General features: G+C 45.1%; 12 protein-coding genes and 1 other RNA gene. 2 read left to right on the top strand and 11 right to left on the bottom strand.

Annotated features, from left to right (window positions below):
- The first annotated feature begins 194 nt into the window (after positions 1–194).
- Together smpB and ssrA are read left to right on the top strand one after the other, a co-directional pair.
- On the top strand, positions 195–674 hold the full coding sequence (gene smpB, locus AC4IE8_RS10560; RefSeq protein WP_068995705.1) for an SsrA-binding protein SmpB: 480 nt from the start codon (positions 195–197) through the stop codon (positions 672–674).
- A gap of 80 nt (positions 675–754) precedes the next feature.
- Positions 755–1,120, top strand: a transfer-messenger RNA (tmRNA) gene (ssrA, locus tag AC4IE8_RS10555).
- Positions 1,121–1,233: 113 nt separating this feature from the next.
- Here the strand turns inward: ssrA and AC4IE8_RS10550 are convergent.
- From AC4IE8_RS10550 to xrtD, 11 genes are all read right to left on the bottom strand, one after another.
- Positions 1,234–2,265: a PPC domain-containing protein gene (locus AC4IE8_RS10550; RefSeq protein ID WP_071938108.1), complete on the bottom strand. Its 1,032-nt coding sequence runs from the start codon at positions 2,263–2,265 to the stop codon at positions 1,234–1,236.
- 396 nt (positions 2,266–2,661) lie between these two features.
- A complete protein-coding gene (locus AC4IE8_RS10545; RefSeq protein ID WP_490790975.1) occupies positions 2,662–3,816 on the bottom strand; it encodes a helix-turn-helix transcriptional regulator in 1,155 nt (384 codons plus the stop codon).
- A gap of 414 nt (positions 3,817–4,230) precedes the next feature.
- Complete coding sequence (locus AC4IE8_RS10540) at positions 4,231–5,697, bottom strand: mannose-1-phosphate guanylyltransferase/mannose-6-phosphate isomerase (RefSeq protein ID WP_490790999.1); 1,467 nt, start codon at positions 5,695–5,697, stop codon at positions 4,231–4,233.
- On the bottom strand, positions 5,682–7,181 hold the full coding sequence (locus AC4IE8_RS10535) for a phosphomannomutase (RefSeq protein WP_068995702.1): 1,500 nt from the start codon (positions 7,179–7,181) through the stop codon (positions 5,682–5,684). The genes AC4IE8_RS10540 and AC4IE8_RS10535 overlap by 16 nt, the downstream gene beginning before the upstream one ends.
- 88 nt (positions 7,182–7,269) lie before the next feature.
- Positions 7,270–8,268: an ExeA family protein gene (locus tag AC4IE8_RS10530; protein ID WP_068995701.1), complete on the bottom strand. Its 999-nt coding sequence runs from the start codon at positions 8,266–8,268 to the stop codon at positions 7,270–7,272.
- Positions 8,269–8,467: 199 nt separating this feature from the next.
- Entirely contained in the window at positions 8,468–9,373 is a 906-nt protein-coding gene (rfbD, locus tag AC4IE8_RS10525; RefSeq protein WP_490790974.1) for a dTDP-4-dehydrorhamnose reductase, read from the bottom strand.
- Between the two features lies 1 nt (position 9,374).
- Entirely contained in the window at positions 9,375–9,947 is a 573-nt protein-coding gene (rfbC, locus tag AC4IE8_RS10520) for a dTDP-4-dehydrorhamnose 3,5-epimerase (protein ID WP_068995699.1), read from the bottom strand.
- Positions 9,948–9,949: 2 nt separating this feature from the next.
- Positions 9,950–10,837, bottom strand: a complete 888-nt coding sequence (gene rfbA, locus AC4IE8_RS10515; RefSeq protein WP_490790973.1) for a glucose-1-phosphate thymidylyltransferase RfbA — start codon at positions 10,835–10,837, stop codon at positions 9,950–9,952.
- Positions 10,838–10,839: 2 nt separating this feature from the next.
- Positions 10,840–11,898, bottom strand: coding sequence for a dTDP-glucose 4,6-dehydratase (rfbB, locus tag AC4IE8_RS10510; protein WP_068995697.1), 1,059 nt, complete (start codon positions 11,896–11,898; stop codon positions 10,840–10,842).
- 381 nt (positions 11,899–12,279) lie between these two features.
- The gene (locus AC4IE8_RS10505) at positions 12,280–14,685 is read right to left on the bottom strand and encodes a tetratricopeptide repeat protein (RefSeq protein ID WP_490790972.1); all 2,406 of its coding nucleotides are present in this window, start codon (positions 14,683–14,685) and stop codon (positions 12,280–12,282) included.
- A gap of 191 nt (positions 14,686–14,876) precedes the next feature.
- On the bottom strand, positions 14,877–16,433 hold the full coding sequence (gene xrtD / locus AC4IE8_RS10500) for a VPLPA-CTERM-specific exosortase XrtD (RefSeq protein ID WP_490790971.1): 1,557 nt from the start codon (positions 16,431–16,433) through the stop codon (positions 14,877–14,879).
- Positions 16,434–16,564: the final 131 nt, after the last annotated feature.

Here is a 16,564-nt window from a genome sequence, read left to right as displayed (position 1 = left end):
CTTATTCAGCTCTCAAAATCTAAACGAATCAGCTTACAGCGTTGTCAGTTGGGCCATATTTGCCCAGAAGACAGAGGGTAAACCAACTGATCGCCGGGTTGTCATTCATCTAAAGGTTGTTGATTCTCCTGAAAATTGGACCATTTCTCAAGCCGCCTCTGGTGAGTTGCCTTTTCCGGCATTAGAATAGGCCGATGGCAAGTAAAGCAAAGAAAAAAGTCCAGGGGCGCCCCACCATCGCGCTGAATAAAAAGGCGAATCACGACTATTTCATCGAAGATCGATACGAAGCCGGCCTCTCCCTGCAGGGTTGGGAAGTGAAAAGTCTGCGTGAAGGAAAGGTTCAGATCAAAGAGAGTTACGTCACTATCAAGGAGGGCGAGGCGTTCCTGTTCGGCGCCCATATCGTGCCTCTCAGCACCGCCTCCACCCACATCCGCACGGATCCTATACGTACCCGCAAGCTGCTGCTGCATCGAAGTGAGCTGAATAAACTGATCGGCCTGGTCGAGCGCAAGGGCTATACCCTGGTGCCCACGGCGCTGTATTGGAAGAAAGGCATGGCCAAACTGGAGATCGGCGTCGCCAAAGGCAAGAAACTCCATGACAAACGGGCAAGCGACAAGGACCGGGACTGGAAGCGGGAAAAAGAGCGGCTGTTCAAGCACGGCTAGCGCGACACCAATCTCGAGTGCAGTTTTTCCGTGACCTGGAACCAAACCCTGGCATATAATGTCTGACTCATAACCGTCATGGGGGCGACGTAGGCTTCGACGGGGGTTGCAAAACCTGAAGTGCATGCCGAGGTGCAGAGTACCTCGCTAAACCATCTGCAAACTTATAGTTGCCAACGACGACAACTACGCACTCGCTGCTTAATACCCAGTAGGGTGCCGTCTGACTGGAGCCGTGCTTGTGCGTCCAGCTTTTCAGGCGTCATATCTCACAAGATCGCGTTGAAGCTCATCCGGGGTGGAAACGTTAAAACCTATCCGGAATCGCCTATTACACGCCCTGTCCGTCGGGTGGTAATCGGTTAAATATAATAGGCAGGACTAAGCATGTAGAACTTTTGGCAGAGGACTCGCGGACGGCGGTTCGAATCCGCCCGCCTCCACCATCCATACTATCTCAGACTGTTGTAAATTGATTTAAAGGACTCATTAAAGCCAGGTAATACCATACCTGGCTTTAACGTTGACGCATTCCTCCAATTACACCCATCACTCGAACTTAATGTAAATCTATATCTATATCTGGGTCATAAACCTCAATATTCTTTATTAGTCCATCATTACCCATTTCCAAAGACTCACCATCGGAAGTTAGCCCTGGCTGGTAATTTGAAGAAGTATTGGTCATAGATAAAATATCATTTTCAGAGGACTGCTTTCGACTGCCACATGTGAGCCCGACTCTTACGGATCCACCATTGGTACAAGTATAACAGCAGGTTGAACAACCTTGATTACCAAACAACCCCACTCCCCAATACAATCCTGACCCATCTGGTGTTAGTGACCCTCCGTAACAAATTCTTGCCCCCGTCCTACAGGCCAATGAGTGTGTATTGTCACGATTCAATCCTTGAGTAGAAAAATGTGTTGTTGCTGTAGGCCACACGAGATCATTGTCGACATCATATAATTTATACCGAATCAAATAGCCATCATTACAGGAATCAATAATCGTGTAACTCATAGTTGAAGTTGTTGATGGCGGCGGCGGTGGTGGCGGTGTATTAGTATTTGAACTTAACGCTATATTTAAATCATATGAAATAGTCATACCCGATGTTTGATAGGCCATAACAGATATAAAGTAAGTAGCACCCGCACTAGCAGTGAATACTATGCGTTCTTGAGTGTTTACTGACTCACTTGAATCTATTACTACGCCAGATGAAGACCTGAGAAACAAGTCAAAATCATTAGCTCCAAAGCCACTTAATGTAACCGTCACTGTCCCTGATTGACTGGGTGTGTACTCAAAGTAGTCATGAACATCATTAGAGCTGTTTCCATGTCCTGTAATGCTTGGATTATTACCAGTTAATGGATCTGCACACTCTACTGTGTCATTATCCTGACATGTTGCTGGCGGTGGTGTTGTTACTTCATTCGGTGGAGGTGTAACTTCTGTTGAAGATCCCGAACTGTCTCCACCTCCACTTCCACCACCGCATGAAGCACACATTAATAATATCAAAAGATAAATTAACGCTTGAGTATTAGATAGGCGACATATCGTATTTTTCGAGTTCATTTTCTCACTTCCTGTAGTACCTACTAATATAAAATCCAAACTAGATAAAAAATGACTTAGCAGTCGATCTAGTTTCCAATAGTGATTTAATTGAAATGATGAAATCACACTAATTAACTCGAGGTTTTCGTGATTTCTTATTTGAACTTCTTTTAAAAGTGAGATTATGAAAGGCGGCCTATTTTTACATCCCCCATGTGGGGGATAAATAGATTATTTTGCCAAATACTCCAACATGAAAGCGCAATTATATTAGAATATTAAAGAATAAAATTGTTACATAGGATTTTATGACTAGGGTTTGCACGTATTTACTCTATTTTTCTCTCTCAATAGAAATGTAAATCCACACAAGAGTACTAGCTATAAGTGTAACTATTTTCTCTACAATCCAATTTAAGTTCTATCTATAGGTAGATTGACAGAGAGTGCTCTACGTATGAGCTCGGAACGGTTAGCAGTATTTGTCTTCCGGAATAGTGACTGAATCTGAGTTTTTATTGTTTCTGACGAAACATTTCTTATATCAGCTATCTGTTGATTACTGCACCCTTCTACTACTGATTTACAAACCTCAATTTCAGATGTTGTTAATTTATAAAGCTCTTGCATACCACATGTAGATACTTTACCCGGCTCGACTGGATCTATAAGAAATACGATCGCACCCTTGAACCCAGTTCCAAATGCATCCGCATCACAACTAAGAGGGGCCACTTCCAAAAGAAATGAATCCCTCCCAGATGTTCGTGTAATGGACATAACTCTACCGTCATCAAGTCCATTTGCACTCGCAGTCTGAGTTACACACCGTACAGCATATCGTAAACGCTTATCCTCAAGATCATTTGTAACTCTTAATAGATTTCCATAATTTAGTGAAATTCCATCTTTCATCTCGAGGATTTTTAAAGCCATTTTGTTTTTGAGTAAGCAGTAGTTTTTTTCTGTTAAAATTAGCACACCCACATGAAAGTGATCCAAGGCTTCGAGGACACGATTGAACCTCTGCTCAAGCACCGTCATAGGACGTGAAATCTCAAGAGACTTGGCAATGTGTGGTAAGAGAATTTTTAAATTTTTCATCTCCTCCGTTCTTACAGGACCATGTTTTCCGTCAAATTGGAATGTTACATAGTCAAACCATGCCCCTGTCTCAGTAAGACGCGCCACCATCATAGCTTCAAGACCAAAAATCTCTTTCATTTTTTGGCCATAATCAATGATACTTTGCCTTTCCTCTGTTGTCAGAACATCATCTGTGACAATATCTCGAGGCTCTCGATTTCTAAGGATTCTTGCTGAAGGCTCATCATCAGCTACATTATTTTGATATTCATTTAAGTTACCTTGCTTACGCCAGAAATCACTTAAACAAGTTATTTTTGGATTAATTTCTGGATTTTGATTATCTGAATAGAATAAAGCAGACCCGCTGGCATTAAAGTAATCAGTCAAATCATCAATAATGGCTGGCCAATTACCAGAAGATAATCCTCCATCATAGATTCGACTTATTATACGCAGAGTATATTCATTCACCCCATTCATATGTGTTTCCTTTAATCTACACTACCCTCCTTGTAAATATTGATCCCAAATAACATTATCCTGAATTAGTGTATAAATTTAGACTAATAATTGAAGTAAGCAAAGAGCTTATACATTTAAAAAGCTCTTAATACTCACTTATTTAGAATAGGCTTATTTTATAATTTTAATAATGATTTAGTAAATGCAGAAGGCTGGTGGATTACTCGTAGGTTCTCTGACTAGATACAAAAAAACCTAGGCTAGAAGGGATAAGTTAAGGAATCACAATTCACTTGAACAGACACGAAACGCTTGAACAAATCATTGGTATCAATCCATATAACTTTGATTATAAGAGCGTTAGGGTCTGTTAACACTAATCCAATAGGCCCTAATTCAATACCTCAAGAATGGGACTAATGATCAGCCAAGTCAAACAGTCTTACGTATAGACTTCGGTTCAGTTTCAGGCACATGACGACCATAGTCGTCAGAAAACCGCTCGATATCATCCTCTCCCAGATAACTGCCAGTCTGAACCTCAACAATCTCAAGAGGTATGAGGCCTGGATTCTCCAGACGATGCAGAGTACCGATCGGAATATAAGTGGATTGGTCCTCTGTCAACAGTTTCTCTTCCTTGCCATTGATAATCCTGGCCGTACCTTTGACCACAACCCAATGCTCGGCGCGGTGGTTGTGTTTTTGTAATGAGAGACTGGCACCAGGATTGACTACAATACGTTTGACCTTGAACCGGGCACACTCATCGACAGTCTCATACCTACCCCAGGGTCGGTAAACTCTGACATGGGTGAAAGGCTCATAACGGCCGGAAACCTTGAGTTGATCTACGATCTCTTTGACATCCTGGGATCTGGACTTATCAGCAACCAGAACCGCGTCCGCCGTTTCGATAACCACCAATCCATCTAGTCCAATGCCAGCTATCATTCGATTTTCACTGCGTAAATAGCTGTTTGTCACGTCCTTGGCCAGAACATCCCCCAATAAGACATTGTCATCTTCACTATCGGTTCCAGCAGCATCAGAGAGCGCAGACCAGGAACCAATGTCGCTCCATCCGGCATCCAGTGGTACCACCATCGATTTCTCAGTCTTCTCCATCACCGCATAATCAATGGATTCCGAAGGACAGGCGAGAAAGGCTTCCTTATCGAGGCGGATAAAATCCAGGTCAACACTCTGTTTTTCAAATGCGCTGGTTACTGCTTTAACCATTTCAGGCTCGAATTTTGTAAGCTCTTGCAGATAGCGTTGTGCCTGGAAAACAAACATCCCGCTATTCCAAAGATATTCACCTGAATCGAGATAGTTGACGGCAGTCTGCAGATCCGGCTTCTCAACAAACTCAGCAACCCGGTATGCCCCAAGTTGCTGACGACCCTCATCCTTGCGGATGTAACCATAGCCTGTCTCGGGTTTGTCGGGCACCACACCAAAGGTGACCAAGCCACCGTTTTTTGCAGCCTCTATCCCCTTCTCCATCGATTCTGAAAACCGTGTTTGATCACTGATAATATGATCTGAAGGGGTCACCATGATCAATGCGTTCTGATCCTGCTTCAAGGCATGCAAGGCAGCGCACGCTATGGCAGGCGCTGTGTTTCTCCCTACAGGTTCGAGTATGATTCCGGAACACTTTTTAGCAAGTTTTCTAACCTGTTCAGCAACCATGAAGCGATGTTCTTCATTGCATACTACCAGGGCGTCTGTGCTATCAGGTAACTCTGAAACTCGTTCCAGGGTGGCCTGAAAGAGGGAGGTTTCATCCATCAGTGGTATAAATTGTTTAGGATAGGCACTTCTGGAGAGTGGCCACAAACGCGTTCCTGACCCACCTGACAATATAACTGGTACTATCAATGTACTCTCCATTCTTCCAATAAATTTAGACAAATCCGGTTCATCTCCCGAACCCACTGTTCAGAGTCCGCTTCCGTGTAGCAGCGTAGTTCCGGAGCATTACCTGATGGGCGTAAGTGAATAATATCCTCACCCTTGAAGGTTATGCGCACGCCATCCGTTAAGTCTATTGATTTGACTTCACCGAACTGATTTCCAAATACCTGCTCGATAGCTCTACTGTCTCGTTCGAAGTTCCCGCTTGTGAAAGCAGCAAGCCGTTCCTGACTCAGGTCAATGGGGAAAGCCTTCAAACGATTACTTGATGTAAATCGTGCTGGTGCTGAAGCACAGAGTTCAGATACCTTCAAGGCACCATTTTGAGTACGATTTAGAATGCCGACTATGACGATAAGTGCATCGCGGGTTGGCAATGGCTCAAGCATTTTGTCACCATATACAAGTGTATCCGCATTGAGAAAGCCACCATTAGCCTCATAACCAACAACGCCTTCTCTACCCTCGTCAAGTAGCGTGGACATGGCAGAAATCACATAAGGTGATCCTATACGGGTACGACTCACTCCAGTAAACCAGCCTGATCGCTCAACGGCACTACTACTACTAACCGGTGTAGCCACCCATTCTGCATTAAGGAAATACGCACATAGCATGCCTGCCATATCACCCCGCAGCCATTCTCCTTTTTCATCGCTGACCAATGGCCGATCCCCGTCTCCATCTGTCGAGACGATACTATCCAAATCATGGATATTCGCCCAATCTTTGGCTAATGCAATGTCTTCAGGTCTGATAGCCTCTGTATCCACTGGAACAAACTGATCGGAATAGCCCAATCGAATAACCTCTGCCCCCAAGGCTTCAAGAACTTCAGCAGCTGACTCTCTGGCAACACTGGAGTGTTCATAGAGACCGATTCTCAATCCTTCGAGACACATTGGACTAAAAAAGTTGGTATAGCGTCTTACATAATTCTCGTAAGCCGTTCTATTGACGGACGGAAGATCTTGTTTCTGAGCAAAGTATCCCTGTTGATCAAACAGTTGCTCAGGAATCTCTATGACCTGATCGCGGATTGCCTGTTCATCCTCTTTTAGGATTTCACCATCCAGACGGTTAAACTTGATTCCATTACGATCGTCTGGAATGTGACTTCCGGTAATCATAATGGATGGAATACCCTGTTGCAGGCCATAGAGCGCAATCGCTGGCGAAGGAATATATCCACAGTTGATTACCTGAAGACCACGATCGATAGCTGCTTTGCAGACCGCAGCCATGATTCTGGGTGTACTGGGACGGAAATCACCGGCTATGGCAACACGTCTATTTGTTTTTAGCTGTCCGGATATTTCAAGATGCTGTAAAAAAGCATAGGTGTATGAGTAAGCGACCTGGTCGGTTATTGCACTCACCAAACCCCGTGCACCACTGGTTCCAAACCTCACCCCGGAATTCAACATCAAATCCGATATTGAATAACTTCCAGTTTCCATATCAATCAGTCCTGATTAACTTTCCTATAATAGGATGTATTTCAATACTTAAGATTTACACTCAGAAAATATACTTAGCCTATGAAAATCATGAGTCATGGTAATATTTTTTGAACAGCAACTTTGCCGCATCCCGATTAAACTCAGTCAGTTTTTTGTTTGATTCATTGGGATCGCCACGCTGGTCATCGGACTGGAATTGCTCGATATTGTTCTGACGGTCTCCCAATACTACCGGCTTGAGATGGCCAGCAGGATTTTGAGCATTGTTCACATGCGCCCTTCGCGCTTTCGCTTTATCCCTTAAGACACTGGTTATCACTCTGCTATCCAGTATGGTCTTCTGATCCGCAAAGCCATACACCAATGCGGCATCACAGATGGTATTGATCACCCTTGGAATACCCTGACTGGCTCGATAGATAAGCTGTGAGGCACCCTTGGTAAATAGCGGTTTTGTACGACCGGCAGAGCGCGTTCTGTGGAAAATATAGGCCTTTGTTTCCTTCTCATCGAGCGCCGACAGGTGATAATCGATCGAAACCCGCTGTTGAAACTGTAGGAAATCCTCGTGTGATAGCATGCTGCGCAGTTGGGGCTGCCCAACCAGAATGATCTGCAGGACCTGATGTTTGTCGGCGTTGATATTGGAGAGCAATCTCAGCTCTTCCAGAACCTGCGCATCCAGGTTCTGCGCCTCATCCACAATCAATACGGTGCGTTTGTTCTGAGCATATTGATCGATCAGAAACTGGGTAAAGAGATCATGTAGAACCACCCGCTCCTTCTCCCGATACTCCAACCCGAAAGAGAGCAATACCCACTGCAGCAATTCACCCATGTCACGGTGACTGGTGTTTACCAGCCCAACAGTCACATCATCCTCCAACTGGTTGAGCAGGTGGCGCACCAGGGTAGTTTTACCGCTGCCCACTTCTCCGGTAATCACTGTGAACCCGGCCTGGCTGAGCATCCCGTATTCCAACATGGAATAGGCAGTACTGTGCTTTTTCCCAAGAAACAGGAAAGACGGGTCAGGTAACAAGGTGAATGGTTTTTCGGCAAAACCGTAGAAAGTCTCATACATCCGCTGTATTGCCCCGTAATGAGGTAGCTTCCTCAAATGCTGTAGATCAGAATCTCCATTATCTCACGCTATATCGCTGCACAGCAATATTCAAGTCGACACTTTCAGTCTGTAGTCAACAAAGATGGTTTTTAGATTTGTAATCAGATTGAGACTGTGTCAGTCAGCATTACAAATTTGATCTGACATCGACATGTTCTCATGAAGTAGGCCTTTCATCTTCCATGCAGCGCTTAAGTGCGCTGGACCAGTTCGGCATAGACAGTCTAAACACTTGACTTAACTTACTATTATCCAGAACCGAGTACGCTGGCCGACGGGCAGGTGTTGGATATTTGTGGGTAGCAATCGGCAAAAGGGAACAAGATTCACCGGACAGTTCCAGAATCTGTCTGGCGAAACCATACCAACTGGTCTCCCCGCTACTTGTCAAATGATAGATGCCTTTAAGCTCATCAGCATGCTTTGCGCCAGAATGCAGCTGGCCGATGACCTGAGCCGTCACCTCTGCAATCATCCGACTCCAGGTAGGCGCCCCAATCTGGTCATCCACCACCTTCAACTCATCCTTTTCACGAAACAACCTGAGCATGGTTTTCATGAAATTATGGCCATGATTGCCATATACCCAACTGGTGCGAAAAACCATCGCAGTTGCCTCTGTTGCCAGGATACGCTGCTCACCCTCCAGCTTGGTTTGTCCGTAGACACCCAGGGGGGCTGTTGGATCCTCCTCTCGATAGGGCCTTTCACTCTGACCGTCGAAAACGAAGTCTGTCGAATAGTGAATGAATACGGCATCGTGCTCAGCTGCCAGTCTCGCCAATTGCGCCGGCGCCTCGGCATTAAGCTGTTTTGACAGCTCTACTTCCGACTCAGCCTTGTCAACGGCCGTATGGGCAGCAGCATTGACAATATAGTCAGGCTCTGTCTCAGCAACCGCTTTATTTATGGCGTCAGGATCCAATAAATCCAATGCATAGCCGTAACTGCCACAAAGCGAGGTAGCCGTCACGTCGGCCAGCACGGCCAGACTCCGTTGCAGCTCCCATCCAACCTGGCCATCACAACCGATCAACAAAATCTTCGGGTGTTTTGTCGACATACTATGCCCCTTTCTCACCCGTATAGAGAGGAAGCGTCTCTTCTGGGATGTCACTGAGAAGGGGTGCGTCTCGATCCTTCTCTGCCAGCAGCGGTTTCAGTCCACCAGGCCATTCAATACCGATTTCCGGATCATCCCAACGTACGGAAAACTGGGTTTCAGGATGGTAATGGTCGGTACATTTGTAGGCAAAAATCGCCTCTTCACTCAGTACCAGATAGCCATGGGCGAAACCCACAGGCACATAAAACTGATGGCGGTTCGATTCAGAAAGATGTACACCAACCCATTGACCAAACCAGGGGGATCCTTTGCGCACATCGACAGCCACATCGAAGACCTCACCTTTGATGGCTTGCACCAGCTTTCCCTGACCGTAGGGATTCTGAATATGCAGACCTCGCAACACACCTTGTTCAGAATAGGCCAAATTGTCCTGTACAAAATGCTCAGGAATACCCAGCGAGGCATAGCGTTCGTTCTGCCAGCTCTCCATAAACCAACCGCGCTGGTCGCCGAACACTTTGGGTTTGAGCAGCAGAACTCCTGGAATTTTCGTCTCCACCACTTCCATTGCTACATTCTCCGCTCACAGAGCCCCAGCAGATACTGCCCATAACCGTTCTTACTCAGTGCTGCCGCCATCGATTTCAGATCTTCCAGGCTGATCCAGTTCTGAGAGAACGCAATCTCTTCCGGGCAGGCGATCTTCAGCCCCTGGCGAAGCTCGATGGTCTCAATGAAGTTACTTGCCTGTATCAGGCTCTCGTGGGTACCAGTATCCAACCAGGCAATACCACGCCCCATCTTTTCCAGGCTCAGTTTACCCATCTCAAGATAGCGTTTGTTCAGATCGGTAATCTCCAACTCACCCCTCGCCGAAGGCTTCAGCGAGAGCGCCAGATCAGTAACCTGTTCATCATAAAAGTAGAGGCCGGTAACCGCATAATTGGATTTTGGTTTTACGGGCTTTTCTTCAATATCATTCACCTGCCCCTGCTCATCGAAATCCACCACGCCATAGCGTTCCGGGTCTTTTACCCAGTATCCGAATACCGTCGCGCCATCGGAAGTTTGGGCGGCTCGCTTGAGTGAGTCAACGAGCCCATGGCCATAGTAGATATTGTCCCCCAGAATCAGGCAGCAGGGATCACCCGCAATAAACTCCTGACCGATGATAAAGGCCTGCGCCAGGCCACCCGGATCGGGCTGAACAGCATAGGTGATCTCTATTCCCCATTGATGGCCATCTCCCAGCAGCCCTTTGAACAACTGGGCATCCTGGGGTGTGGTGATAATAAGAATATCCCGGATCCCAGCCAGCATCAGGGTGGAGAGTGGATAGTAGATCATCGGCTTGTCGTAGACAGGCAGAAGCTGCTTGGAGATCGTGAGGGTCAGCGGATGCAGACGGGTTCCCGAGCCACCCGCCAGAATAATGCCTTTTTTAACTGTCTTAGCCATGCTCAGCCCTGCCCCAGTCGTTCGCCACGATAGCTCCCATCCAGCACCCGCTGGCACCAGAGGTTGTTCTCCAGATACCACTGGACCGTTTTCCTTAACCCGGTCTCAAAGGTTTCCAATGGTGTCCAGCCCAGCTCCCGCTCAAGTTTGCTCGCATCGATGGCGTAGCGTTGGTCATGACCAGGCCGATCATTAACAAAGATTTTTAATTGATTGTGGGGTTTGAACTCTGAATCCGGTGCAAGCTCATCCAGCAAGGCGCAGAGTGTCTCCACAACCTCCAGGTTGGACATCTCATTATTCCCGCCCACATTGTAGACCTCACCCGGTGTACCCGCCTTGAGCACTTGCCAGATCGCCCGGCAGTGGTCCTCCACATAGAGCCAATCCCGTACATTACTGCCATCGCCATAGATCGGCAGCTGTTCACCCCTCAATGCCTTCTGAATAAAGAGCGGAATGAGTTTTTCCGGAAACTGGTAGGGACCGTAGTTATTTGAACAGTTTGTGGTCAAAACCGGCAGCCCGTAGGTGTGATGCCAGGCACGCACCAAGTGGTCCGAGGCCGCTTTTGAGGCCGAATAGGGAGAGTTCGGAGCATAGGCAGTGGTCTCGGTGAACAGACCCTCCGCCCCTAATGAGCCATACACCTCATCGGTGGAGACATGCAGAAAACGGAATGATTCGGCCTCGGTCTCAGGCAGTGACTGCCAGTGCACCCTGGCGCACTCCAGCAGGTTGAAGCTCCCGCCAATATTGGTGTCGATAAACTCGGCCGGACCATCAATGGAGCGATCTACATGGCTCTCTGCGGCGAAATTGACCACAGCATCCGGCTTGTAGCGCTCAAATAGGCCAGATACCAATTCCCGGTCCTGAATTTTCCCTTGAACGAAGTGGTGATTCGGGTGATCTTCCAGCGATTTCAGGGTATCCAGATTGCCTGCGTAGGTGAGAGCATCCAGGTTAATTACCTTCAGGGAATCCTGTTGTGAAAGTAGAAAGTGGATAAAATTTCCACCGATAAATCCGGCACCACCGGTCACGAGAATCGTCTTCATTATTTATAATGCCATTTATTTCAATATGTTACGACATCACCAGTTGGTAATGCAATGCAGCATTATACAGAGTTGAGACCCTATCAACTACGTGGTGATTGAATTTGTAACTTTTTGGCCTGAGATTGCGAGTTCAGAGCTTGAGAACCATGCCTTTTAGCAACGATTCAGGAGCATGCCAAAGCCCACAAATAATCTTGACGCAGGTCGGAGTATTTGGTGGCAAGACCCGAGAATGTCGAGACGGGCCGATCCGACTAATCCTCTAATCAGTTTTGTGAACTACACGAGTAACAGGCTTCGCGGACTGGTACAGGGTGCCGTAAAATAGCACCCTGTTGGGATGTCTTTTAGCCTAGTGGCACCCGGTTTCAAATCGAACTATTGGAGCCGAGCTTGAAGGGATTTTGCCTCGCTAATACCCTCAAATGGCTTTCCCGATGACAATGCCGCATCCAGGTGTGTCTTTGCAGCATCCATGTTACCAATCTGTTTGTAGGCCAGAGCGAGATGATAGTCGATTTCCGGGATATTTGAGTTCTTCCTAAGAGCCCGCCTGAGTACCGATATGGCTTTATCCGTCTCTCCCCGCTTGTAATGGGTCCACCCTAGAGTATCAAGCACAATGGGATTTTCAGAGGTTGAAAAACCTTCCACCAACTTCAGCGCCTGATCCTGTTTAGTCTGATCAGGTTTTCCTCTCAGTAGAATCATCGCTAGGTTATTGGCTGCCAGCACATTATCCGGATTTTTGTCGAGAATCTGCTGGTAAATCTGTATCGATTCATCAACCTGCCCCAGTTTATCCTGAGTATTTGCCAATTCAATGCCCAGAGCAGGATCCAGAGAATTCTGATAACCTCTACGCAACATAGCAACTGCATCAGCCTGTTTACCCTCCATCAGCTTGACTTTGACCAGGTTCCGATAGGGAACCGGCCACTTCTCATTGATGCTCAGGCTGCGCTCAAATGCTTTATCTGCTTCCTTCAAGCGCTTCTGGGAAAGGTGTATCTCCCCCAACAGATTGTAAGCCAGATAGTGATTAGGATCCGTAGTAACAGCCTGGTTGACCTGTTTCAGGGCTTCATCTGCCTGTTTCAATCCAAAATAGCTTTTCGCCAGGGCTACCAGTACATCAATCGCCCCTGGTTTGAGTTCTAGTGATCGGGTCAGAGATATGACGCTCTGTTCCAATCTGTCATTATTCTGGTCAACCAAGCCCTGATAGTAATAACCAATTGGCTCAGCTTCATATTCAGATTGGAGGGTCTTAGCTATTTTTAGTAATTCACCCCATTTCTTTTGTTTGAGATAGACAATTCCGAGTCCTCGAAGCACTGAAATCTCTTTGGGAGCAAATTTCAGCATTTTTTGCAGCACAACTTCTGCATCATCGAGTTCACCGGTTTGAATCAAGAGCTGTACCAGCTCAAAATTGGTTGTGGTTTCCTGAGGCTGGGCTTTCACTGCATCTTCAAGACTTTGACGGGCCAGCTCAACTTCACCCTTTTTTAAATGAGATCTTGCTTTCAGGCGATGAGCTTTGACATGACCAGGATCCTCCCTCAGTAGGGTTCTAAGGTCTGCAATACCTCGATCTGGATCTTCACTAACAAGTGCTATGCCGGCTCGGACCAAGAGTGCATCCTTGTACTTGGGATCAGCTTCCAATACCTCTTCTATCAATTGACTGGCTTGTTGAATTGAACCCTCTTTGACTAGAATACTGGCTTTGAGTGTTCGAGCAATCAGACCATCCGTTGATAAATCGGCCTGATTGATCACATCTGAAAGCATTTGTATTGCTTCAGCCTTTCGGTTGAGACTGATGTGGTGTTTAGCCAGTTCGAGCTTAAAGGTATGATTGTCCCGATTCTGTACAACATACGTGCTCAATAGAGACTCAGCGCCGATGATATCCTTGTTACTCTTTAAGTAACTGACCAAAGCCAGTTTTGCGTCTGCACTGCGAGGCAGATCATTTACTGCCTGTCGTAGCACAGCTTCCGCCAGCTCTTTATCACCTTTTTCTTCGTAGTAACTTACAAGATGAAGCCGGTGTTGCAGTTCATTTGGATTAGACTGTATTAAGTCGTTAAGCACTTGAATAACAGACTTTTCTTCATTTGCCTTGGCATAAAGCCTGGCCAGAAGCAGATAGGAGGCAACTCTTTCCTTATGTTGCGTTAATGAATCTCTAGCAATTTGAATAGCCCTATCCAATTCACCTCTATCTGCGTAGAGAGCTGAAAGTAGCGATGCTGCTTCCACATTACCGGGATCTGATGAAAAAGCATTTAATACGTCTTCGATAGCCGCCTCATTTTCACCGGATTTCGCCAGTGCGAAGCCTCTAAGTACGAGTGCCTCAGAGTGGTCCGGAGTTGTCTTGAGAACGGTTTCTGCAGCTTCTAATGCTTTTTCTGTATCCCCGGCTAATACATAGATTGTACCGAGGTGAACCTGGGCATTCTGATGTTCAGGTTTGAGTTCAACTGCCCTGAAAAACAGCGAAAAAGCTTTGCGCCAGTTTTCCTCTTTTTCTTCAATTAAGCCGAACATGTAGTATGCATCAGCATCCTGAGGATCTATCTGTAAGACATTCTTGAATTCTAGTCTTGCTTTTGTATAGTTACCTTGATTGTACAGTTCGATGCCCCGATCAAAATAGTGTTGTTTTCTATTTTCCTTACTTGTACAGGCAGTACCTAGCATAAGGAATGAAAATATAAGAAAACTGAACAAAATATTTTTTGATTTTACAAATTCCATGGCCGCCTTCATAGACAATTCCTACAACGAGCTTTCCTTAATAATTCATTCGGTCTATCGTTGATTTATAAAAAATAATCAAAATATGCATTCACTCTTTAAAATTATACTTTGATTCCATTCTTAAATACTTAAATATTACGAGAAAAGAAAACTGATATTGTGATTTAGATTGAACTCTATATAAAGTTATGTATTGCGAGTTAGTTGGGAATATAGTCCACAAGAATTGGTGCTACCTTCCCTGCAAACTCAACCAAACGTTTATCACCATCTATCCAATCCTCTCCATCTCTAATCGTAGTCGTCAGCCTAACAAGTGCTCCATCAGTACGATGCATTGTGAAGCCATCTAGAAAAAGGTACCATTTTACTAGCCATTCATTTGTAATCACACGGCCACGTTGTTGAAACCAGTAATAGACCAATTGTTTCACGTCCCCTTTCATGATAACCAATCGATTTACTGTCAACGGTGTATGGTTAATATCCAGGCCGGTAATAGAGACCTCTGTCACAGCATCAATCTTCCATCCGCCACCAGGAATGCACGAGCGAGGACTGTGAGCAGCTGATCCTGCCTGTTGCGATGCGTAGTAAGCGATGTAAAAATTAACAAGAGAACCCAGCTGATTGGTATAATCACCAATAATATAATCATCTAATTTCAGAGACTTTAGATACTTTTCTTCCAACAAGTCTTCATCACCTTGCCAATTTCCTATTTGTGAGGGAAAAGAGCTGAAATTCTCTCGATCAGGTAGGATCTGTTGTTGATTTTTTACATACAGTGAGCTGGTAGCGATCATTGAAACGGTAATAAGAATCGCATAGTGGACGGAGGATATTGGTCTGATATGATAAGTAATTCCTTCTGGTAAAGGTTTTGGCATTTCCAATCCAAAAACATCCTTCAGTTTTCTATTCGGCGAACCAATCTTGGCTAGCAATGTCATCTCTATCAGCAGAATTAAAAGACATGACATAAAAACGACCCAACCTTCAAAATAGTGCAAAAATCCATCTGCGTGCTCTTGTCCCCAGTTATCAACAAGTATACCGATAACACCAATACGGAAGCTATTCATCAATACTGTTATTGGTATACTGGATAGAAAAACTACTACCCTTTTCCACAGTTCGACCCGGTAGAGATAAGCTGCAAGAAAAGCAAGAGTAGCTAGAGGAAAGAGATAACGTAATCCATTACAAGCCTCCACTACCTGAAGTTTATAATTACCTAAATCAATGACATTACCTTCTAAATAAACACTAATACCAAACATACGAATTACGTATACACCTAATTTTGATGATATAAGTTGTAATTCACCTGAAAGGGAATTGTAAATAAATGGAGGTAAAGGAATAATAAAGAAAAGCAGCAGTAATGGCCCAAGTATTGTTTTTATTGCTTGCGTGCCTAGATATGCGTATACAAACCCAATTATTGTTAATATTAGTGCGTATTGGACAAGTGTAAAAGTTGTTGCAATTGTTCCCACAAAAAATAACAGGCCACCGGAAACAATAATCGCCACACCAATCCAGGATGAGTTAAACTCAATTAGCGTAAGTGTATTTCTTCTTTGCCATATTAAATAAGCTGTTATGAATGGAATGAAATAGGCATACCCATATTCTTCCTTCCTAGCCCATAAATGGACCATATCTGTAATACCATCCCAAAATCCGTATAATACAATGATTGATGTTGTGAATATAAGAACTATTGTTAATAATGAATACCGCCAGGCCATAACAGTAATATTCCTTTTCTTTAACCGCTCTTCCTTTTAATTGATTATCTATATTTTAGACATCGTTTATATTTTACTTGTTAAGAGTAATAACTTAGAGAACTTTATCACACTGCACGTAATATAATTAT

The organism is Candidatus Thiodiazotropha sp. AKAK2 (genome assembly GCF_058244685.1).
The sequence above is the reverse complement of the archived record's forward strand: the minus strand, read 5'-3'. Positions and strand labels throughout refer to the sequence as shown.